Origin of the sequence: Candidatus Accumulibacter sp. ACC007, assembly GCF_907163205.1 — a bacterium.
GTDB classification, from domain to species: Bacteria; Pseudomonadota; Gammaproteobacteria; order Burkholderiales; family Rhodocyclaceae; genus Accumulibacter; species Accumulibacter regalis.
This window is the reverse complement of record NZ_CAJQUD010000001.1, coordinates 655,304-674,201: the sequence shown is the minus strand read 5'-3', so window position 1 is coordinate 674,201 and position 18,898 is coordinate 655,304. Positions and strand designations below refer to the sequence as shown.

General features: G+C 62.5%; 20 protein-coding genes. 5 read left to right on the top strand and 15 right to left on the bottom strand.

Annotation, left to right across the window (positions count from 1 at the left end; genetic code table 11):
• Positions 1 to 44: 44 nt before the first annotated feature.
• Positions 45 to 461: a SoxR reducing system RseC family protein gene (locus QZ634_RS02840; protein ID WP_291985402.1), complete on the bottom strand. Its 417-nt coding sequence runs from the start codon at positions 459 to 461 to the stop codon at positions 45 to 47.
• A 138-nt stretch (positions 462 to 599) separates the two neighbouring features.
• Complete coding sequence (rpoE, locus tag QZ634_RS02835) at positions 600 to 1,199, bottom strand: RNA polymerase sigma factor RpoE (protein WP_291985400.1); 600 nt, start codon at positions 1,197 to 1,199, stop codon at positions 600 to 602.
• A 194-nt stretch (positions 1,200 to 1,393) separates the two neighbouring features.
• On the opposite strand from rpoE, the gene nadB reads away from it, so the two are divergent.
• The gene (nadB, locus tag QZ634_RS02830; RefSeq protein WP_291985398.1) at positions 1,394 to 2,977 is read left to right on the top strand and encodes an L-aspartate oxidase; all 1,584 of its coding nucleotides are present in this window, start codon (positions 1,394 to 1,396) and stop codon (positions 2,975 to 2,977) included.
• Here nadB and QZ634_RS02825 read toward each other — a convergent pair.
• The 9 genes from QZ634_RS02825 to QZ634_RS02785 all read right to left on the bottom strand — a co-directional run bounded on the left by QZ634_RS02825 (position 2,949) and on the right by QZ634_RS02785 (position 9,524).
• Positions 2,949 to 3,386, bottom strand: coding sequence for a protein YgfX (locus tag QZ634_RS02825; RefSeq protein WP_291985396.1), 438 nt, complete (start codon positions 3,384 to 3,386; stop codon positions 2,949 to 2,951). The genes nadB and QZ634_RS02825 overlap by 29 nt on opposite strands.
• 35 nt (positions 3,387 to 3,421) lie before the next feature.
• On the bottom strand, positions 3,422 to 4,660 hold the full coding sequence (gene fabF, locus QZ634_RS02820) for a beta-ketoacyl-ACP synthase II (RefSeq protein ID WP_291985394.1): 1,239 nt from the start codon (positions 4,658 to 4,660) through the stop codon (positions 3,422 to 3,424).
• Between the two features lie 116 nt (positions 4,661 to 4,776).
• Positions 4,777 to 5,013 carry an acyl carrier protein gene (gene acpP / locus QZ634_RS02815; protein WP_291985392.1) on the bottom strand — a complete coding sequence of 79 codons (237 nt, stop codon included), beginning with the start codon at positions 5,011 to 5,013 and terminating at the stop codon, positions 4,777 to 4,779.
• 118 nt (positions 5,014 to 5,131) lie between these two features.
• Positions 5,132 to 5,878, bottom strand: a complete 747-nt coding sequence (gene fabG, locus QZ634_RS02810; protein ID WP_291985390.1) for a 3-oxoacyl-ACP reductase FabG — start codon at positions 5,876 to 5,878, stop codon at positions 5,132 to 5,134.
• A gap of 20 nt (positions 5,879 to 5,898) precedes the next feature.
• Positions 5,899 to 6,840 (bottom strand): ACP S-malonyltransferase, encoded by a 942-nt coding sequence (gene fabD, locus QZ634_RS02805; protein WP_291985388.1) that lies wholly within the window; start codon positions 6,838 to 6,840, stop codon positions 5,899 to 5,901.
• 17 nt (positions 6,841 to 6,857) lie between these two features.
• Positions 6,858 to 7,817, bottom strand: a complete 960-nt coding sequence (locus QZ634_RS02800) for a beta-ketoacyl-ACP synthase III (RefSeq protein WP_291985386.1) — start codon at positions 7,815 to 7,817, stop codon at positions 6,858 to 6,860.
• Between the two features lies 1 nt (position 7,818).
• Positions 7,819 to 8,832, bottom strand: a complete 1,014-nt coding sequence (gene plsX / locus QZ634_RS02795; protein ID WP_291985384.1) for a phosphate acyltransferase PlsX — start codon at positions 8,830 to 8,832, stop codon at positions 7,819 to 7,821.
• 69 nt (positions 8,833 to 8,901) lie between these two features.
• Complete coding sequence (gene rpmF / locus QZ634_RS02790) at positions 8,902 to 9,081, bottom strand: 50S ribosomal protein L32 (protein ID WP_043568578.1); 180 nt, start codon at positions 9,079 to 9,081, stop codon at positions 8,902 to 8,904.
• Between the two features lie 23 nt (positions 9,082 to 9,104).
• The gene (locus tag QZ634_RS02785) at positions 9,105 to 9,524 is read right to left on the bottom strand and encodes a YceD family protein (RefSeq protein WP_291985382.1); all 420 of its coding nucleotides are present in this window, start codon (positions 9,522 to 9,524) and stop codon (positions 9,105 to 9,107) included.
• A gap of 188 nt (positions 9,525 to 9,712) precedes the next feature.
• Between QZ634_RS02785 and QZ634_RS02780 the strand changes: the two genes are divergently transcribed.
• The gene (locus QZ634_RS02780) at positions 9,713 to 10,297 is read left to right on the top strand and encodes a Maf family nucleotide pyrophosphatase (protein ID WP_291985380.1); all 585 of its coding nucleotides are present in this window, start codon (positions 9,713 to 9,715) and stop codon (positions 10,295 to 10,297) included.
• A gap of 33 nt (positions 10,298 to 10,330) precedes the next feature.
• Positions 10,331 to 11,041 (top strand): SAM-dependent methyltransferase, encoded by a 711-nt coding sequence (locus tag QZ634_RS02775; RefSeq protein ID WP_291985378.1) that lies wholly within the window; start codon positions 10,331 to 10,333, stop codon positions 11,039 to 11,041.
• Positions 11,042 to 11,051: 10 nt separating this feature from the next.
• On the opposite strand, the gene QZ634_RS02770 is transcribed toward QZ634_RS02775, so the two are convergent.
• From QZ634_RS02770 to QZ634_RS02755, 4 genes are read right to left on the bottom strand one after another with little or no spacing between them, the layout of a single operon-like run.
• Complete coding sequence (locus tag QZ634_RS02770) at positions 11,052 to 11,945, bottom strand: S49 family peptidase (protein WP_291987968.1); 894 nt, start codon at positions 11,943 to 11,945, stop codon at positions 11,052 to 11,054.
• A gap of 59 nt (positions 11,946 to 12,004) precedes the next feature.
• Positions 12,005 to 12,364, bottom strand: a complete 360-nt coding sequence (locus tag QZ634_RS02765; protein ID WP_291985375.1) for a Rieske 2Fe-2S domain-containing protein — start codon at positions 12,362 to 12,364, stop codon at positions 12,005 to 12,007.
• Positions 12,343 to 12,999, bottom strand: coding sequence for an HAD-IA family hydrolase (locus tag QZ634_RS02760; protein WP_291985373.1), 657 nt, complete (start codon positions 12,997 to 12,999; stop codon positions 12,343 to 12,345). Before QZ634_RS02760 ends, QZ634_RS02765 begins: the two co-directional genes overlap by 22 nt.
• A complete protein-coding gene (locus QZ634_RS02755; RefSeq protein WP_291985371.1) occupies positions 12,983 to 13,975 on the bottom strand; it encodes an RluA family pseudouridine synthase in 993 nt (330 codons plus the stop codon). Before QZ634_RS02755 ends, QZ634_RS02760 begins: the two co-directional genes overlap by 17 nt.
• 407 nt (positions 13,976 to 14,382) lie before the next feature.
• Between QZ634_RS02755 and QZ634_RS02750 the strand changes: the two genes are divergently transcribed.
• Together QZ634_RS02750 and QZ634_RS02745 are read left to right on the top strand one after the other, a co-directional pair.
• Positions 14,383 to 17,232: an Rne/Rng family ribonuclease gene (locus QZ634_RS02750; RefSeq protein WP_291985369.1), complete on the top strand. Its 2,850-nt coding sequence runs from the start codon at positions 14,383 to 14,385 to the stop codon at positions 17,230 to 17,232.
• Between the two features lie 433 nt (positions 17,233 to 17,665).
• The gene (locus QZ634_RS02745) at positions 17,666 to 18,895 is read left to right on the top strand and encodes an efflux RND transporter periplasmic adaptor subunit (protein WP_291985367.1); all 1,230 of its coding nucleotides are present in this window, start codon (positions 17,666 to 17,668) and stop codon (positions 18,893 to 18,895) included.
• Positions 18,896 to 18,898: the final 3 nt, after the last annotated feature.

The window sequence follows — 18,898 nt, the reverse complement described above, 5'->3', positions numbered from 1 at the left end:
GACCGGCAGCAATACAACGGATCTGGGGACGGCAGAAAGGAAGATCAAGATGTGATCGATGGCTGGCAGCGCGGGTCGGCAGCATCACGCCGTTGCGCACGGCGCAAGCCCAGCCAGCCGACCAGCAAACCGGCAAGCGCACCGCCGATGGCGCCCAACTCGCCTGCCCAGGCCGAACCGGCCAGCGCCCCGATCAACAGCGCCAGCAGGGGGAAGACATAGGCAGCAAGCGCACTGCGGCGAAGCGAGCCGGCGCCGATACGCACGCGAACGTGCTCACCCACTGCGCGCCGTTCAGGGTTGGGTACCCGGAAAGTGCGCGGCGTGGCGCACAACAGCTTGGCCAGATGGTTGCCACCGCAGCCGCCGACTTCGCGGCAGCGACCGCAGCCGCTCTCGTCCATGCGTACCAAGGCGTGCTCGCCCTCTACCGCAGACACCGTCCCCCACGCACCGGCCATTGTCCAATCACCTCTCGGTCACGATGATGCTCAGCGCGCGTCTGCGGCGCAGCCTCCGTGCATCGGGCAAAACGCAATGCAAGCAAGATCCGTCACCAGGCACCCTCGAAAGCGCCACGAAATGCCTGTTGCGCATGACTACCACCTGCGGTCGGCAGCGGTATCGAGCAGCGGTCGCAACTTCTCGGCTACCGCCTCGCGAGCGCGGAAGATACGTGAGCGCACGGTGCCGATCGGACAGCTCATCGCCACCGCAATTTCCTCATAACTCAAGCCGTCGATCTCGCGCAGGACGATCGCACTGCGCAATTCGTCCGGGAGACCGTCCATGGCAGCATTGATCGTCTCGCCGATCTGCTTCGACTGCAAGAGGCTTTCCGGCGTGTTGATGTCGCGCAACTGGCTGGCGTCCTCGAAATTCTCGGCGTCCTGGGCATCAAATTCGGTCGATGTCGGTGCGCGCCGCCCTTGGGCGACCAGATAGTTCTTCGCCGTATTGATGCCAATTCGATAAAGCCAGGTATAGAACGCACTATCACCGCGAAACGACGGCAAAGCGCGATAAGCTTTGATGAACGCCTCCTGCGCAACGTCGTCGACCTCAGCCGCGTCCCGTACGAAACGCGACAACAAGCGTGCGAGCTTGCGCTGGTATTTCGCAACCAAAAGCTCGAATGCGTGTTTATCGCCGGCCTGTGCGCGTTCGACCAGCAACTGGTCAATCTCGCGTTCACTCATGCTCTCTGCTTATCCTGTCGAAGACGATATCGTTATTTGCGCAAAAGTATAGCGCAAGCGTTCACTTGTCATCGTAACAGTGCGTGAGCAGCGACGGCCGCCCGCGCCTGCCTGGAAATGGCAGGGATGGGCGGAGTTATTGCACCACGACGCACATGCTATAGTTGCACCCCCTTACTGGCAGGATCTCCAGCGTGGCGCTTTGCTCCGACGTTCTCATCATTGGCAGTGGCCTGGCTGGACAGGCGGCCGCCCTACGGCTGGCACCGTCGCGCAAGGTCACGCTGATCAGCAAGCGCGCACTGGAAGACAGCGCTTCGAGTTGGGCACAGGGCGGAATCGCGGCCGTGCTCGACAATCGCGACTCGATCGAAGCGCACATCCGCGACACGATTACCGCCGGCGCACTGCTTAACGACCCCCGGGCGACGCGCTTCGTGATCGAGAACGGGCGCCGAGCGGTCGACTGGCTGATCGAACAGGGAGTCCCTTTCACCCGCGACCAGGATGGCTACCACCTGGCCCAGGAGGGCGGCCACAGTGCCCGCCGGGTGATCCACGTCGCCGACGCCACCGGCCTGGCCGTTCAGACCACCCTGACGCACAAGGTTCGTCAACATCCCAATATCACGATTCTCGAACAGCACATCGCCGTCGATCTGATTACCAGTGAAAAACTGGGGCTCACCGGACGGCGCTGCTACGGCGCCTATGTGCTGGATACCGCCAACGGCGACGTACTGACACTGCCCGCCCGACACACCCTGATCGCCACCGGCGGTGCCGGCAAGGTCTATCTTTATACGACCAATCCAGACACTTCCACCGGCGACGGCATCGCCATGGCCTGGCGTGCCGGCTGCCGCGTAGCAAACATGGAGTTCATCCAGTTTCATCCGACCTGCCTTTATCATCCGCAGGCCAAGTCCTTCCTGATTTCGGAAGCCGTTCGTGGTGAAGGCGGACGGCTGCTGCTCCCTGACGGCAGGCGTTTCATGCCCAGACACGATGCACGCGCCGAACTCGCGCCACGCGACGTGGTCGCCCGAGCCATCGATTTCGAAATGAAGAAGCGCGGCCTGGACTGTGTCTATCTCGACATCTCGCACAAGCCAGCCGCCTTCCTCGCCGAGCATTTCCCGAACATCATGGCCCGCTGCCACGAGTTGGGTATAGACATTACCCACCAGCCAATCCCGGTGGTTCCGGCAGCGCACTATACTTGCGGCGGAGTGCTTACCGACCTGCGCGCACGCACCGATGTCGCCGGCCTGTATGTCGCCGGAGAAGCCTCCTGCACCGGCCTGCACGGCGCCAATCGCCTGGCCAGCAACTCGCTACTCGAATGCCTGGTGTTCGCCGAAGCGGCGGCCAATGACATTCTTGAACAAGCCGACGGCCCGCTGCCGGAGCTGCCACCCTGGGACGACAGCCGCGTCAGCGATCCCGATGAAGAAATCGTCATCGCCCACAACTGGTACGAGCTGCGGCGCTTCATGTGGGACTACGTCGGGATCGTGCGGACCACCAAACGCCTACAGCGCGCCCAGAACCGAATCCGCCTGCTGATCCGGGAAATCGACGATTTCTACTCGCTTTTCCGAGTCAGCCACGATTTGATCGAGCTGCGCAACCTGGTGGTGACCGCTGACCTGATCATTCGCTGCGCCCTGCGGCGGCACGAAAGCCGAGGATTGCACTCCAGCCGCAATTATCCCCACACGCTGGAGCGCGCACGTAACACGGTACTCAGACGCCGCCTTCGAGCTGACCGCTAGCGTCTACACGCCAACGTAGCCACAGACGCAGCACGCGAAACTGCTCGCCCGGCATGCTGTCTGGCAACAGCACAAGCGTATCAAGCCGAGCCGTACCACTGTCGCGAACGCGCAAGACAACCAACCGGCTGAAGACGACCGTGTCGGGCTGGACGCGTACCGAGATCTGCTCACCGTTGGCGAATCCACAGGTCAGCTCACCGCTTTCCGCCAGACTCAGGCCAATGACTCTCGAGGGGCGCCACGCCTGCTGCCACAGCGACAAGGCGAGTGGCGCCAGCAGCAGAAAACGGACGCTCGGCGGCCATGGCATCAGCAACACTGAAGCCGTAGCCAGGGCATGCAGCACAAGGTTCAGGACAAACAGGAGACGCGAGCGGCGCAACGCGATGTGCATCGGGAAGTGCATGCCATGCGCACGCCGCCCGTCAGGGCGCCAGGAGCCTAGATCCGCTTGAAGACGACGGTGGCGTTTGTACCGCCGAAGCCGAAGGAGTTCGAAATTGCCGCATCGATCTTGAGTTGACGCGCCTCATTGGCGCAATAGTCGAGATCGCAACCCTCTCCGGGACTGAAGAGGTTGATGGTCGGCGGCGAAATCTGATGGTAGACCGCAAGCACCGAAAACAGCGCCTCGACGCCGCCCGCAGCGCCGAGAAGATGGCCGGTCATCGACTTGGTGGAATTGACGACCAGCTTCTTCGCGTGTTCGCCGAAAGCGCGCTTGACGGCAATGGTCTCCGCCTTGTCGCCCAAGGGCGTCGAAGTACCGTGTGCATTGACGTACTGCACGTCCTCGGCATTCAGCTCCGCGCTACGCAAGGCATTGGTCATGCAACGCGCCGCGCCCTCACCGTCTTCGCACGGTGCGGTGATGTGGTTGGCATCGGCGCTCATGCCGAAGCCCGCCAGCTCGCAATAAATCCGAGCACCGCGTGCCTTGGCGTGCTCGTATTCTTCCAGCACCACGACGCCCGCGCCTTCACTGAGAACGAAGCCGTCACGGTCCCTGTCCCACGGACGGCTGGCAGTCTGCGGATCGTCGTTGCGCGTGGACAAGGCACGTGGAGCGCAAAAGCCCCCCAGGCCAAGCTTCGACAGGCAGCCTTCAGCGCCACCGGCAATCATCACGTCGGCATCGCCGTACTCGATCAGACGGCCAGCATCGCCGATGCTGTGCGTCCCCGTCGAACACGCGCTGACCAGCGAGATGTTGGGGCCCTTGTAGCCGTACATGATCGACAGGTTACCGGAGATCATGTTGATGATCGAACCAGGCACAAAGAAAGGCGACACCTTGCGCACACCACCGGCCGCAAAGTCGTCGCAGGTCCCTTCGATCATCGGCAGCCCGCCAATCCCGGAACCGATCGAAACCCCGACGCGCTCGGCTTGCGCCGGCTGCGCTTCCAGCCCGGCGTCGCGGATCGCCTGAATGCCGGCCGCCATACCGTAATGGATGAAAACGTCCATGCGCCGCGCTTCCTTGACCGAGAGGTACTGGCCAATGTCGAAGTCGCGCACTTCGCCGGCAATCTGCACGGGAAAGCTGGAAACATCAAAACGGGTGATCCGGTCAATGCCAGAGCGTCCGGCAATGATGTTCTGCCAGGCCGTTTCAACGGAATTGCCAACCGGAGAAAGAATACCCAGGCCAGTGATAACGACTCTGCGACGTGCCAACTTATGCTCCGAGGGTAGAAAGTGCGGAAGCGGGAACGCTCGCCATCGCTCCCTGCCGGGGAGAGCCCTTTGCAGAGCCTGACCGCAGGGATCGTGGGTAGCGTCGAGCGGGAGACTTACTTCTTGTGCGAAGTCACGTAGTCGATGGCCTGCTGAACGGTGGTGATCTTCTCGGCTTCGTCATCCGGAATCTCGCACTCGAACTCTTCTTCCAGAGCCATCACCAGCTCGACTGTATCGAGCGAATCAGCGCCAAGATCATCGACGAACGACGATTCGTTCTTGATGTCCGCTTCATTGACCCCGAGTTGTTCGGCGACGATATTCTTGACACGCTGCTCAATATTTTCCATAAAAGTGCTCCTTCTCAGAGTTCATAAGTGAAACAGAAATGCGCCATTCTAGCAAAATGGCCCAAACTTACCAATCATCAGTCCGTCCGACAGGACGCTGTCTCGTCCACAAGCGGTCTCAGCCAGTGAACATGCCGCCGTTGACGTGAATTGTCGTGCCAGTAACGTAGGCAGCCCCTGCCGACGCCAGGAAAGAAACCGCCGCCGCAACTTCCTGCGGCGAGCCGAGCCGACCAAGCGGAACGCCACTGAGCAGCACCGCTTTCTGTTTGTCGTCCAGCGCGCGCGTCATGTCCGTATCGATAAGACCTGGCGCAACGCAATTGACGGTGATGTTGCGACTACCCAACTCGCGCGCCAGTGAGCGGCTCAAGCCGGCGACGCCGGCCTTGGCAGCGCAGTAATTGGCCTGGCCCGGATTGCCGGCATGACCGACGACCGAGGTGACATTGATGATTCGACCATGCCGGGCCTTCATCATTCCGCGCATCACTGCCCGGCAAAGGCGGAAAACCGCTTTCAGGTTAGTATCGAGCACGCTTTCCCACTCGTCGTCCTTGAGACGCATCGACAGGTTGTCGCGCGTAATTCCGGCGTTATTGACCAGCACCGAGACCGCACCGTGGGTCTGCTCGACATGCCTTATCAGCGCTTCGATCTGCTCGCCATCGCGGACCTCGAGGACAGCGCCCTCCCCCTTGCAGCCGGCAGCCGCCAGAGCCGCGGAGATTCTCGCTGCCCCTTCGCCAGTCGTTGCCGTACCGATCACGGTGGCGCCAAGCCGCCCCAGTTCGAGCGCAATCGCCTCGCCGATGCCGCGTGAGGCGCCGGTCACCAGCGCCACTTCTCCGTTAAGCATTGCCATCCCCATCGTGCCTATCGTGCCTATCCCAGGTCTTCGACGGCGGCTTCGACAGCCGCCAGATCAGCCAGCGCAACGCCCGCCAGCGTGGCTGCGCAACGCTTGGTCAAGCCTGCCAGAACCTTGCCCGGCCCACATTCGGCGACCGTCGTCACGTCCATGCCGGCCATTTTCTGGATGGTCTCAACCCAGCGCACCGGCGAGTATGCCTGCCGAACCAGAGCATCCTTGATCCTGACTGGATCCGACTCGATTGCCACATCGGCATTGTTGATCAGCGGAATCTGTGGCGTGGCGAAGTCCAGTTCGGCGAGCCGGGCGGCCAACTTGTCGGCTGCCGGTCGGATCAGGGACGAGTGAAACGGCGCCGAAACCGGCAGCAACAGCGCACGCTTGGCGCCACGCGCCTTGCAGCCTTCGCAGGCAAGCTCGACCGCAGCCTTGCTGCCGGCGATGACCGTCTGTCCCGGGCCATTGAAATTGACCGGTTCGACGACCTGGCCGCCGCCTGCCGCGGCGACTGCCTCGATGCAGGCCTCGGCAATCTTGTCGTCGTCGAGACCGAGAATGGCAGCCATCGCTCCGGCGCCCACCGGCACGGCTTCCTGCATCGCGGCTGCACGCAGCCGAACCAGCGGTACAGCGTCCTTGAAGGCGAGGACGCCGGCAGCAACCAGCGCCGAGTATTCGCCAAGGCTGTGCCCGGCGACGACGGTCGGCAACTTGCCACCGCGGTCGAGCCACAGACGATAGATAGCGATACCGGCAGTGAGCATTACCGGCTGCGTGTTGACCGTCTGCGCCAAGGCTTCGCTCGGACCATCGGCCAGCAATTGCCAGAGGTCCTGAGAAAGCGCCGCCGATGCTTCGTCGAAAGTCGCTCGCAGCACAGGCGAGTCGCCATAAGCGGCCATCATCCCGACCGATTGCGAGCCCTGGCCCGGAAAAACAAACGCAAAACCCATCTTGTACGGTCCCTCTTCTAGAGTTCGAGGAGCACGGCGCCCCAGGTGAAGCCGCCACCGACGCCTTCGAGCATGATTTTCTGGCCCGCCTTGATGCGCCCGTCTCGAACCGCTTCATCGAGGGCCAGTGGAACGGATGCCGCCGAGGTATTGCCATGCCGATCGACGGTGACCACCACCTTGTCCATCGGCATCTTGACGCGCTTCGCGGTCGCTTCTAGGATGCGAACGTTTGCCTGATGGGGAATCAGCCAGTCGATCTCCGACGGCGCGATGCCGGCAGCCCGGCAACACTCGTCCGCGACTTCAGCAAGCACGCGCACGGCAAATTTGAAGACCGCCTGCCCATCCATGCGCAGGAAGGGATCGCCGGTCACCTTGCCACCGCAGATGCTACCGGGAACCGACAGGATCCCGTGATGGGCACCGTCGGCATGCAAGGCTGTGGCCAGAATTCCCGGCTTGTCCGAAGCTTCGAGCACGACCGCCCCGGCACCATCGCCGAACAGCACGCAGGTGCCCCGATCAGACCAATCCAGAATGCGCGAAAACACTTCCGCGCCGACCACCAGAGCCCGTCGATGACTTCCCGAACGAATGAACTTCTCGGCCACCGTCAATCCATACACGAAACCGCTGCAAACCGCCTGGATATCAAACGCGGTCGCGCCACGATTGCCCAGTTTGCCCTGCAGCAAGCACGCCGTGCTCGGGAAAATGAAGTCCGGGGTCGAGGTCGCGACAATGATCAAGTCCAGATCGGCGGCATCCAGGCCGGCGGCAAGGAGCGCCCGGCGGCTCGCCTCAAGGGCAAGGTCGCTGGCGCTCTCGCCGTTCGCGGCAAGATGACGAGACTTGATTCCGGTTCGACTGACGATCCACTCATCGCTGGTATCGATACCCCGACTCGCGAGATCATCGTTGCTGACCGGCGGACCCGGCAGAAAGCTGCCGATACCGGTAATGCGGGAGAACATGCTATGCGATCTCCAGAAGCGGTTGTTGTTGCACGACACGCTCACTGATCCGTGCCAGAACGCCACTGCGCGCCTCTTCCGCGGCACGCTGCAGCGCCTGCCCGAAGCTGAAAGCATCGGCCGAACCGTGACTCTTGACGACAATGCCCTTCAAACCGAGCAAGGTGGCGCCGTTGTATTTGCGATGGTCGACGCGGTTCTTGAAGCGGTTGACCACCGGCAAGGCGATCACCGCCGCCAGCTTGGTGAACAGATTGCGTCGGAACTCCTGGCGCAGGAAGGTCGCTAGCAACTGCGCCAGACCTTCCGAGGACTTCAACGCAACATTGCCCACAAAGCCATCGCAGACAACCACGTCAGCCTGTCCCTTGTAGAGACCGTCGCCTTCGATATTACCAACGAAATTCAGCCCGGAATCCCAGAGCAATTCGGCAGCGCGCTTGACGACATCGTTACCCTTGATCTCTTCCTGGCCGATATTCAGGATGCCGACCGTTGGTCGATCGCGATGCTCGACCGCCGAAACCAGAGAAGCACCCATGATTCCGAACTGCAGCAGGTGTTCAGGGCTGCAATCGACGTTCGCACCTAGGTCAAGCACATGCGTATGCCCGTTCATGGTCGGCAGAATGCCGCAGATCGCCGGTCGATCGATGCCGGGCAGCATCTTGAGCACGAAACGGGATATGCCCATCAAGGCGCCGGTGTTGCCCGCCGACACACAGGCATCGGCCTCGCCGCTTTTGACCAGACTGACCGCCACGCGCATCGACGAATCCTTCTTGGTGCGCAGCGCCACCGACGGCGCCTCGTCCATGGCGACGACCTCACTGGCGTGATGAATGACCACACGACCAATGGCCACGTCGCCGACCAGAGGGCAGATACGCTCGGCTAGACCGACCAGGATCACACGCACGTCTCGCTGATCACGAACGAACTCGAGCGCTGCGGGAACAGTGACTTGAGGGCCGTGATCCCCGCCCATGCAGTCGATGGCGACGGTAATGGTCATCAGAAGACAGACGAAAGAAAAGGCAGGCAGCTTCCCATTACGGGAACCTGCCTGCCCTATCCAAGGGCATCACTCGCCCGCGCCCTTGCCGACTTTCTTGCCGCGATAGTGGCCCGATGGGCTGACGTGGTGGCGCAAATGCACTTCGCCGGTGGTCGGCTCGACGGCCAGCGGCGGGCTGCCCAGGGAGTCGTGCGCGCGATGCATGCCGCGCTTGGACGGGGATTTCTTGTTCTGTTGAACAGCCATGACAAACTCCTAAAATCAACTCACTAAGCCCGGCCCTTGAGGCCGGCCAAAACTGAAAATGGCGACTCTTTCGTCAACTCGCGCGCACCACCGGGCGGCACACAATCGTCGTGGCGAGGCACCGAGGGAAGCCCAAGAAGAATTTCATCCTCGATCAGAGCGAGCACATCAAGCTCCTTCTCGGCCGGAAGAAAGTCCCTGGAGTCATCCTCCAGCTCCTCCTGCGACAGATCGCCGTCACTCGCCACAAATTCGAGCAAACTACGCAACGCCAGCGGGTACAGCAGCGGCTCCAGACAGCGCTGGCAGCACAGCGACAGCACACCGTCCACCTGAAGCACCAGCAGCGAGCGGCCGCAAGACCCCATACCACCTTCGACCCGATACCTCAGACAACCCGTCGAGTCCGCCAGCAAGTCAGTCAAACGTGCCAGCTTCGCCACGGGCACTTCGCCCTGTAGAGAACCTTCCTCGAGCCCGAAAGCCAGACTATCAATGAGCACGCGTCGCGACATAAGGGCGGCATGATATTATTTTCGGCTTTTGAAGTCAAAGCGGCGGCGCCGGAAAAGAGGCTATTTCGCAATTTCTTCGGTGGCACCCTGGATTTCATGCCGCGATCGGCCTTCAGATGCCCGGAAAGCAGCTCATTCTCGCCTCCACCTCGCCGTTCAGACGCGAACTACTGACTCGCCTCGGCGTGCCATTCGAAAGCGCCGACCCCGCCGTCGACGAAACGCCACTGTCCGGCGAGGCGCCTGAAGCCAGCGCCTTGCGCCTGTCCGAAGCCAAGGCGCGGGCAGTCTGCGCGCTTTTTCCCGACGCCCTGATCATCGGCAGCGACCAGGTAGCGCACCGTGACGGCCAGGTCTTCGGTAAACCGGGAAGCCACGCCAACGCCGTACGGCAGTTGCGGGCCATGCGTGGCCGCAGCGTCAATTTCTTTACCGGCCTCTGCCTCCTGGACGCCAGCAGTGGCCGGGCACGGCTGCGCGGCGTAAAGACAGTGGTCAGCTTTCGCGAGTTGACAGACGATGAAATCGAAAATTACCTGCGCAAGGAGCAGCCGTACAATTGTGCGGGCAGCGCCAAGTCGGAAGGGCTGGGAATCGCCTTGATCGCCAGGATCGACGGCGAAGACCCCAACGCGCTGATCGGCCTGCCCCTGATAGCCCTTTGCGATCTGCTGCGAGAAGAGAACATCTCTATATTATAATCAGCACATTACAGATAAAATCTAAGGTGATCTATGAACACGGGGCGGCTCTATCTGATCCCTGTTCCGCTCGGCCCCACCGCCGTCGCTGCGGTCCTGCCACAATCCGTACTGGCCCGCGCACAGGGACTTCGTCATTTCGTTGCCGAGAATGCCAAATCGGGGCGCGCCTTCCTCAAACTGCTGCCGTCCGACCTGCCTGTGCAGCAAATATCGATTCAGGAACTCAACGAACACACACCAGCCAGCGAGCTGACCGCCCTTCTGGCACCGCTGCTCAGCGGCAACGACGTCGGTCTGATCTCTGAAGCGGGATGCCCGGCGGTCGCCGACCCGGGAGCCGCACTGGTCGCTCTGGCGCAACAGGAAGGCATCCAGATCGTGCCGATGGTTGGTCCGTCATCGATCCTGCTCGCCTTGATGGGCTCCGGGCTGAGCGGCCAGAGCTTCGTCTTTCACGGCTACCTACCGAGCACGCCTGGCGAGCGAGAAAAGCGCCTACGCGAACTGGAGAAGGAATCGCGACGGGGGCAGCAGACACAGATCTTCATCGAAACGCCTTACCGCAACCAGCAAGTGCTCGAATCCATACTCAAGACCTGCGCCCGCGAGACGCGCGTCTGCATCGCCACCGACCTGACGCTGGAAAGCGAGCAGATCACCACCCGCCGGGTCGGCGCGTGGCAGCGCCAGTCGCTACCGAATATCAATCGCCGCCCGACGGTATTCCTGCTGCAGGCCTAGCCGCTGCGTGTCAACGCAAGTCCGGCATGCCGATCGCGCCAAGCATAGATCCCACGCCCAGCGAGGCGTCGGCACGCAGGCGCTTGGCGAAACGTTCAGCGATATTTTCCTTGAGCGTGAAGTCGACGATTCGCTCGGCCTTGATCACGTCCCGGGCCACTGAGCCGACGGTACCGAAACCGTCTGCCAGCCCCAGTTGAACGCTCTGCGTACCGGTCCACATCAGGCCAGTGAACATCTCCGGCGTTTCCTTCAGCCGCGTACCGCGCCCCTTGCGGACGACTTCGATGAACTGACTGTGGATCTCGCCCAGCAAGACCTGTGCGTGTCGTTTCTGCTCCGCATCCTGCGGCGAGAACGGGTCGAGGAAGCCCTTGTTCACCCCGGCCGTCAGCAAGCGACGCTCGACCCCGAGCTTGTCCATCGTCCCGGTGAAGCCGAAGCCGTCCATTAGCACGCCGATAGACCCGACGATGCTGGCCTTGTCGACGAAGATCTGGTCCGCTGCCACAGCCACGTAATAGCCACCGGAGGCACAAAGATCTTCGACCACTGCGTAAAGCGAAATCTGCGGATGCTTGCTGCGCAGGCGACGAATTTCGTCGTGGACAATACCCGCTTGCACCGGGCTGCCGCCGGGACTGTTGACGCGCAGCACGACGCCGGCAGTTCCTTTGTCGCCAAACGCAAAGCGCAGAGCTTCGGTGATGCTCTCGGCGCTGGCTTCACCGCCGCTGGCGATCGTGCCACTGAGATTCACGACCGCCGTATGCCGCCGGCCATCGGTAAGCGTCTCGGTATCACCCCAGTCAACCAGCAGGACCAGCACGGCAACCAGATAGGACAAGCCAGCCAATTTGAAGAAAATTCCCCAGCGCCGTTTCACTCGCTGCTCCTGCAGCATCGCCAAGGCCAATTTCTCCAACAACTGCCGCTCCCATTGGGGTTCGTTTTCAGGACTCGTCACGGTTCTTGCTCGCTTGGGGTGTAGTAGATGGCGCCATTGCGCTCTTCGATGGGTAGCCGTGTCAGGCCCCTACCGTTACAGCGGCCGCCCAGACAGCGACCGTCTTGCGGTGCGTACAGCGCGCCATGGGTGGCGCAGATCAAGTATAGCTTGGAATCATCGAAGAATTCGCCGGGCTGCCAGTCCAGTTCGACGGCTACGTGGCCACAGCGATTGAGGTAGGCGGCAACACGACCGCGAAAGCGCACGGCAAACGCCGGTTCTTCGACACCCTGCACCCGAACGGTGAAACGAACGCCAGGGCCAGCGTCGATCAAATCGGCAGACCGGCAGATCAGGCGTTCATCCGCAGCCATTGCGCCACCTCCTCTATCGCCTGCAAGCGAGCCAATGGGCCGAGTGCATCCAGCGCCGCTCCCGGGTGCGCGCCGTAGCCCGCGGCCAGGCAGGCGACGCCGGCATTCCTTGCCATCAGCAGGTCGTGTGTCGTATCGCCGATCATCAGCGTTCGCTCCGGGTCGACGGACAACTCAGCCATCAACTCCTCGAGCATCTGTGGATGCGGCTTGGAAAAGCACTCGTCGGCGCAGCGCGAGGCATGAAAATAGCCGCCCAAGCCACTGCTTTGCAAGGCGCGATCGAGCCCCAGCCTGCTCTTCCCGGTCGCCACGGCAAGCAGGAAGCCGGCCGTGGCAAGTTCGCCAATCAAGGCTGCCGCACCGTCGAACAACTGCAACTCGTGGTCATGCTGGAGATAGTGGTGGCGATAGCGTTCAACCATCAAGGGATAGCGCTCCTCGGGCAGATTCGGCACCGCGTAGCGTAGCGCATCGTGCAGACCGAGCCCGATCACGTGCCGTGCCCGTTCGTCGGCTGGGGTTGGCAGGCCCAGGTCAGAGCACGCCGCCTGGATGGCGGCGACGATGGCCGCGGCCGAATCGAGCAGGGTGCCGTCCCAGTCGAAGACCAGCAGCTCAAATCTGCTCGCCATAGTCCTGCCTCTCCTTTTTTGCAACGCTGCCAATGAACTGCGCCAGGGCGCTCGGCAGGGCGGCTTCGAGCACCAGTTCGCGACCGTCCTGCGGATGCGCCATGGTCATTTTCGCGGCGTGCAGAAACATGCGCCTGAGACCTTCCCTGGCCAGCGTTCGATTGAGCACAAAATCGCCGTATTTCTCGTCACCAGCGATGGGAAAGCCGAGGTGCGCGAGATGAACGCGGATCTGGTGCGTCCGCCCCGTTTTCAGTTCTGCCTCGAGAAGGCTGAAATGCTCCCAGCGCGCCAGTAGCCGAAACACGGTATGTGCTGCCTTGCCGCCCTCGGCGACACGAACCCGACGTTCGCCCGAGGGCAACAGATACTTGAGCAAGGGCAAGCGGACGTTGCGCAAGGGGTCCATCCAGCGCCCGCTGACCAATACCTGATAGCGTTTGTCGGCGCCACGCTCGCTGCCCCCGCGGGCACCGGCGCGGAACATCTCGTGCAGAGCCAGCAACACTGAACGCTTCTTTCCGATCAGCAGCAAGCCGGAAGTCTCGCGGTCCAAACGGTGTGCCAGCTCGAGGAAGCGTGCCTGTGGCCGCTGCCGGCGCAGCGCCTCGATTACGCCGAAGCTCTCCCCACTCCCCCCGTGCACGGCAAGACCCGCCGGCTTGTCTACGATCAGCAAGCCCTCGTCTTCATAGACCACCGGCAGCTGCGCCTTGAGCGCTGCCCCGTCCACCACTTCCTGCTCGACCTGGGCCGTGCGCATCGGCGGAATGCGCACCACGTCGCCGATTTGCAAGCGATAGGAGACCGCCGTCCGCCGCCCGTTCACGCGTACCTCGCCGCTGCGCACGATCCTGTACACGTGGCTCTTGGGCACCCCCTTGCACTTCTTCAGCAGCAGGTTGTCCAACCGCTGTCCGTGTTCGTTCTCGGTGATCAGCTCCTGAATCACGGAGCTTTTGCTAACTTCGGCCATTTTGAATATACTTCTCTCGTTTTGCGTCTAGAGTTGAAAGAGGCGCTGACCCGTGAGACCGTCCAGCGGCGCCGATTCTAAAGCAATTGCGACGCACTTTCCGGCAGGCATCAGCCGCCTCGCTTGCGCCAATCTGCGCAAGATCACTCAACGCGATTCACCTGGTTAAGTACGCTCACCACTAAGTAGCGATACTACTTGAACTGCGCGCGCCCAGCACCTGCGGACCGCCCCAGGCAGATTCCGGAGTCCTTGAATTTCAAAGGCCAGACGACTAAGCAAGTCGGCGAGCTAGCCCTATTAGTTGCCCTATCGGAGAGCCCCTCAAGCAACCCACCAAACAACTAATCCGTCGCTGCCTGGAGCAGGCAATTCCCCCGTGAGAGCGCGTGGGAGCCCAATTTATTATGAAACGCATGCTTTTTAACGCGACACAGGCCGAGGAACTGCGTGTCGCCATTGTCGACGGTCAGAAACTCATTGATCTGGACATTGAATCGGCCGCCAAGGAACAGAAAAAGAGCAACATTTATAAAGCAGTCATTACCCGCATCGAGCCCAGCCTGGAAGCGGCGTTTGTCGATTACGGATCCGAACGGCACGGCTTTCTGTCGTTCAAGGAAGTATCCCGCGCCTTCTTCCAGCCCGGTGTAGAAGCAAGCCGCGCGACAATCAAGGAAGCGCTTCGCGAAGGCCAGGAGCTGATCGTCCAGGTCGACAAGGACGAGCGCGGCAACAAAGGAGCGGCGCTGACGACCTTCGTCAGTCTCGCCGGCCGCTATCTGGTCCTGATGCCAAACAATCCCCGCGGCGGCGGCGTCTCGCGCCGTGTCGAGGGTAACGAGCGCGCCGAGCTGCGCGACGTAATGGATCAGCTGGAAGTTCCGCCCGGCATGAGCCTGATCGCCCGTACGGCGGCAATCGGCCGTAACGCCGAAGAACTGCAATGGGATCTCAACTACCTGTTGCAGCTGTGGAAAGCGATCGAGGGCGCCGCTCAACAGCAGAAGGGAGCCTTCCTGATCTATCAGGAGGGCAGCCTGGTGATCCGCGCCATTCGCGACTACTTCCAGCCGGATATCGGCGAGATCCTGATCGATACCGACGATGTATTCGAACAGGCGGGTCAGTTCATGGCCCACGTGATGCCCGGGACGGTCAACCGCATCAAGCGCTATCACGACGACGTGCCGCTCTTCTCGCGCTTCCAGATCGAGCATCAGATCGAATCCGCCTACTCGCGTCAGGTCAGCCTGCCGTCAGGTGGCGCCATCGTCATCGACCATACCGAAGCGCTGGTGTCGATCGACGTCAACTCTGGACGCTCGACGCGCGGCGCCGACATCGAAGAAACCGCGCTGAAGACCAACCTCGAAGCCGCAGAAGAAGTGGCCCGCCAGTTGCGCCTGCGCGATCTCGGTGGCCTGATCATCATTGACTTCATCGACATGGAAAGTCAGCGCAATCAGCGTGACGTCGAAAACCGCGTCCGCGAAGCGCTGCGCTTTGACCGTGCGCGCGTACAGACGGGCAAGATTAGCCGCTTCGGGCTGCTCGAACTGTCGCGCCAGCGCCTGCGCCCGGCACTCGCCGAAACCAGCTACATCGCCTGCCCGCGCTGCTCGGGGACTGGGCACATCCGCAGTACCGAATCAGCGGCCCTGCACATTCTGCGCATCCTCGAAGAAGAGGCGATGAAGGACAACACGGCGGCAGTGCACACACAGGTACCTGTTGACGTCGCCACCTTCCTGCTCAACGAGAAGCGCACCGACGTCCAGGCAGTCGAGCAGCGGCACAAGGTCAGTATCCTGCTGATTCCCAACATGCACCTGGAAACGCCACAGCACACCATCGTCCGCGTTCGCCAGGACGAACTGGTCAACGACGAACAGCAGCAGCCTTCGTACCGCATGGTCGAAATGCCAACGGTTGACGACGGTAGCGCGACGGCCATCGCCGACGCCCGGGCGACCCGCCCCGAGGCGGCGATCAAGGGCATTACGGCGGCGCAGCCAGCACCGATGCGCGCTGAACTACCAACGCCCGTGGCCGAGAAGCCGGACGGCCCGGCAAGCGGCTTCCTGAACAGAATCATTTCCTGGTTCCAGCACAAGCCTGAACCGGCGGCAGCCGAACCGGCACCCGCACCGGCAAGACCGGCTCGCGCCGGCAGCTCGCCGCGTGACCCGCAGCGCGACCCCCGCCGCGGCAACGCTCGCAACAATCGCCGCGACGAGACGCGTGAAGCGCCTGCACCGCGCGGCACTCGCGAGCAGAACGAAACGGCGACGCAACAGAACGCGCCGCAGCCCCGCCCGGAACCCCCGAGAACGCGCGAACCGCGAGAACCGCGCGAGCCCCGTCGCGGGCGCAACGAAGCACGCGGCGAGCGCAAGGACCAGACCACCGCGCCAGGCGAAGAAGTCAGCAACGCGCTTGCGCCAACGGCCCCTCAACAGGCCAACGGCCCGGCACCCGAACAGGCAGCCGGCGAGAACGGCAGCGCCCCTCGTCGCCGTGGGCGTCGTGGTGGTCGACGCGAACGCGGCGAGAAAACCGAGAACCAGCTCGACCTCCTGAGTACTGAAGCGTCAGCAAACGGCGCGCCGGCGACAGGCACCGCTCCCGCGTCAGCCCAGGAGCAGCAGGCCGCAAGCGTGCCGATCGTCACCGAGCCGACACCGCAGACGCCTGCCGAGGTCGTCACTCCACCGCTTACGACTGCCGAGGTCGCCACCCCGCCGGCTACCCCGGCCCTGGTTACCGAGCTTGCACAAACGCCTGCGCCGATTATTTCCGGCCCAGCCGAGGTCGCTGCCATCGTTGCCCCGCCGGCCCTGGTCGAGGCCCCAGGCACAGGCCAGGACGGAGCGCCTACGGTGCAGGCGGCGAGCGAAGTCGCAACGGCAAACGCAACCGAATCACCCGCGCCGGCCAAGGCGCCAGCCGCAACCGAAGCGCCAGTCGTGATCGAAACGGCCGCCGTCGCTGAAGTGCCAGCGGACGCCGAGCCCGCCCCGGCAATCGGTAGCCCGGCGGCAAGCGATGTCGTTGAGTCAGTCGTGCAGGCACCCGCCGCACCGGCAGCGGACCAGCGTAGTGAGCTGGTGATGATCGAAACGAGCACCGACAAGGTCCAGTCGCCGCAAACCGAAGACGTGACCGAAACGCCGCCGGCCAGCACGCCACGCCGCAAGCGCACGTCCGTGGTCGTTGCCGACGAGCCGCTGGTGATGGTCGAAACCCAGAAGTAAACGCGTCGTCGGACAGCGCTTACCGGTAAGGGCCGGCGTTTCTCTTGGCCAGGGTACACAAACCCTGCTTCGAGAAGGGCCGGCCCGAACCTCGCACGAAGCAAGCCAGGCCGAAACAAGCAGGCACTCGCCTGGCCAACGCTCTCGCGAACCGCCACCTGGACCAAAGCTTCCTCGCTCCCCCATCTGGCTGGGCAACCCCCCCTACCCACCACCCCCAACGCTTCGGATGTCAAGAGGCTACTGGAACGTATTGGCAAGCCCGCATTCGGCATAATTTGTCACTTATACTGACGCTTTTCTCGCGCCCTTACCCTTTCCCCCAACAGGAAGGAGAAGTAGACGCGTCTGGCCGTATCGATCACTCTCGTCGACTTCGGGAAGTTCCTGAGCAGCAGCAAACCACTCCAACTGTTCCCACGCAGGAGCCGTCATGACCTTTACCCCATCCCTCCTTTCGTCCGCGCGTCGTCGTGCACTCGGCTACACAGCTGCCGGCCTGGCCAGCGCGGCACTGCTGCTCAGCGCCGGCTGTGGCAAGAAAGAAGAGGCCACGCCGCCAGCGCCACCGACCGTTGAAGTGGCTACCGCGACCCAGAAGGACGTCCCGATCTACCGGGAGTGGATCGGCTCGCTGGACGGCGATGTCAATGCCGTCATCCGTCCACAGGTCACCGGCTACCTGATCAAGCAGAACTACACCGAAGGCGACTGGGTCAAGAAGGGGCAGTTGCTTTTCCAGATCGACCCGCGCACTTTCGAAGCAGCGGTCGATCAGGCGCAGGGGATGCGTGCCCAACAAAGGGCTCTCTACCAGACGGCCAAGGCGAATCTGGCGCGGGTCAAGCCTCTGGCTGCCAAGAACGCCCTCAGCCAGAAGGATCTGGACGATACCACCGGCGCCGAGTTGTCGGCCAAGGCCTCGCTCGAGGCCGCCGAGGCGTCGCTGCAGACCGCCAAACTGAACCTCAGCTTCACCCGCATCACGTCCCCCATCGACGGCATTGCCGGCATCGCCAAGGCTCAGATCGGCGACCTGCTTAGCCCGAGCGTGGCAACGGAGCTGACCACGGTCTCGACCGTCGATCCGATCAAGGTGTATTTCAATATCAGCGAGCGCGAGTATCTTCCCCTTGCCAGAGCGGTCATCGCCAACGACGGAAAACGCCAGGTGGTACCCCTCGAGCTGATCCTGGTAGACGGCTCGGCGTACCCGCACAAAGGTGAGTTCTCGCTCCTCGACCGCCAGGTCGACCCGACAACCGGCACCTTCAAAGGTGCCGCCCTCTTCCCGAACCCTGACCGACTGCTCCGCCCCGGCCAGTACGGCCGCATCAGGGCGACGATGTCGGTCCAGAAAGGAGCGCTGCTGGTGCCGCAGCGAGCGGTCACCGAAATTCAGGGCAAATACCTGCTGGCCGTCGTCGGCGCCGACAACAAGGTCGCCATTCGTCCGGTAACGGTTGGCGAGCGAATCGGTTCGGACTGGATCATCGCCAGTGGCCTGCAGGCTGGCGAAAAGGTGATCGCCGAAGGCACCCAGAAGGTCAAGGACGGGAGCATGGTCAATCCGAAGGCCTTCGAGCCGGCGCCGCCGGCTGCCGGCAAGGCGGCCACGTCAGGGGACAAACCCGCGGCGCCTGCGCCCGAAAGCAAGGGGTAAGCG

What these genes read in the sequence shown, in the direction of transcription:
- QZ634_RS02840 (WP_291985402.1), bottom strand. Translation starts at nt 461, where the DNA reads ATGGCCGGTGCGTGGGGGACGGTGTCTGCGGTAGAGGGCGAGCACGCC.
- rpoE (WP_291985400.1), bottom strand. Translation starts at nt 1,199, where the DNA reads ATGAGTGAACGCGAGATTGACCAGTTGCTGGTCGAACGCGCACAGGCC.
- QZ634_RS02825 (WP_291985396.1), bottom strand. Translation starts at nt 3,386, where the DNA reads ATGCACTTCCCGATGCACATCGCGTTGCGCCGCTCGCGTCTCCTGTTT.
- acpP (WP_291985392.1), bottom strand. Translation starts at nt 5,013, where the DNA reads ATGGAAAATATTGAGCAGCGTGTCAAGAATATCGTCGCCGAACAACTC.
- fabG (WP_291985390.1), bottom strand. Translation starts at nt 5,878, where the DNA reads ATGGCAATGCTTAACGGAGAAGTGGCGCTGGTGACCGGCGCCTCACGC.
- fabD (WP_291985388.1), bottom strand. Translation starts at nt 6,840, where the DNA reads ATGGGTTTTGCGTTTGTTTTTCCGGGCCAGGGCTCGCAATCGGTCGGG.
- QZ634_RS02800 (WP_291985386.1), bottom strand. Translation starts at nt 7,817, where the DNA reads ATGTTCTCCCGCATTACCGGTATCGGCAGCTTTCTGCCGGGTCCGCCG.
- plsX (WP_291985384.1), bottom strand. Translation starts at nt 8,832, where the DNA reads ATGACCATTACCGTCGCCATCGACTGCATGGGCGGGGATCACGGCCCT.
- rpmF (WP_043568578.1), bottom strand. Translation starts at nt 9,081, where the DNA reads ATGGCTGTTCAACAGAACAAGAAATCCCCGTCCAAGCGCGGCATGCAT.
- QZ634_RS02780 (WP_291985380.1), top strand. Translation starts at nt 9,713, where the DNA reads ATGCCCGGAAAGCAGCTCATTCTCGCCTCCACCTCGCCGTTCAGACGC.
- QZ634_RS02775 (WP_291985378.1), top strand. Translation starts at nt 10,331, where the DNA reads ATGAACACGGGGCGGCTCTATCTGATCCCTGTTCCGCTCGGCCCCACC.
- QZ634_RS02770 (WP_291987968.1), bottom strand. Translation starts at nt 11,945, where the DNA reads ATGCTGCAGGAGCAGCGAGTGAAACGGCGCTGGGGAATTTTCTTCAAA.
- QZ634_RS02765 (WP_291985375.1), bottom strand. Translation starts at nt 12,364, where the DNA reads ATGGCTGCGGATGAACGCCTGATCTGCCGGTCTGCCGATTTGATCGAC.
- QZ634_RS02760 (WP_291985373.1), bottom strand. Translation starts at nt 12,999, where the DNA reads ATGGCGAGCAGATTTGAGCTGCTGGTCTTCGACTGGGACGGCACCCTG.
- QZ634_RS02755 (WP_291985371.1), bottom strand. Translation starts at nt 13,975, where the DNA reads ATGGCCGAAGTTAGCAAAAGCTCCGTGATTCAGGAGCTGATCACCGAG.
- QZ634_RS02750 (WP_291985369.1), top strand. Translation starts at nt 14,383, where the DNA reads ATGAAACGCATGCTTTTTAACGCGACACAGGCCGAGGAACTGCGTGTC.
- QZ634_RS02745 (WP_291985367.1), top strand. Translation starts at nt 17,666, where the DNA reads ATGACCTTTACCCCATCCCTCCTTTCGTCCGCGCGTCGTCGTGCACTC.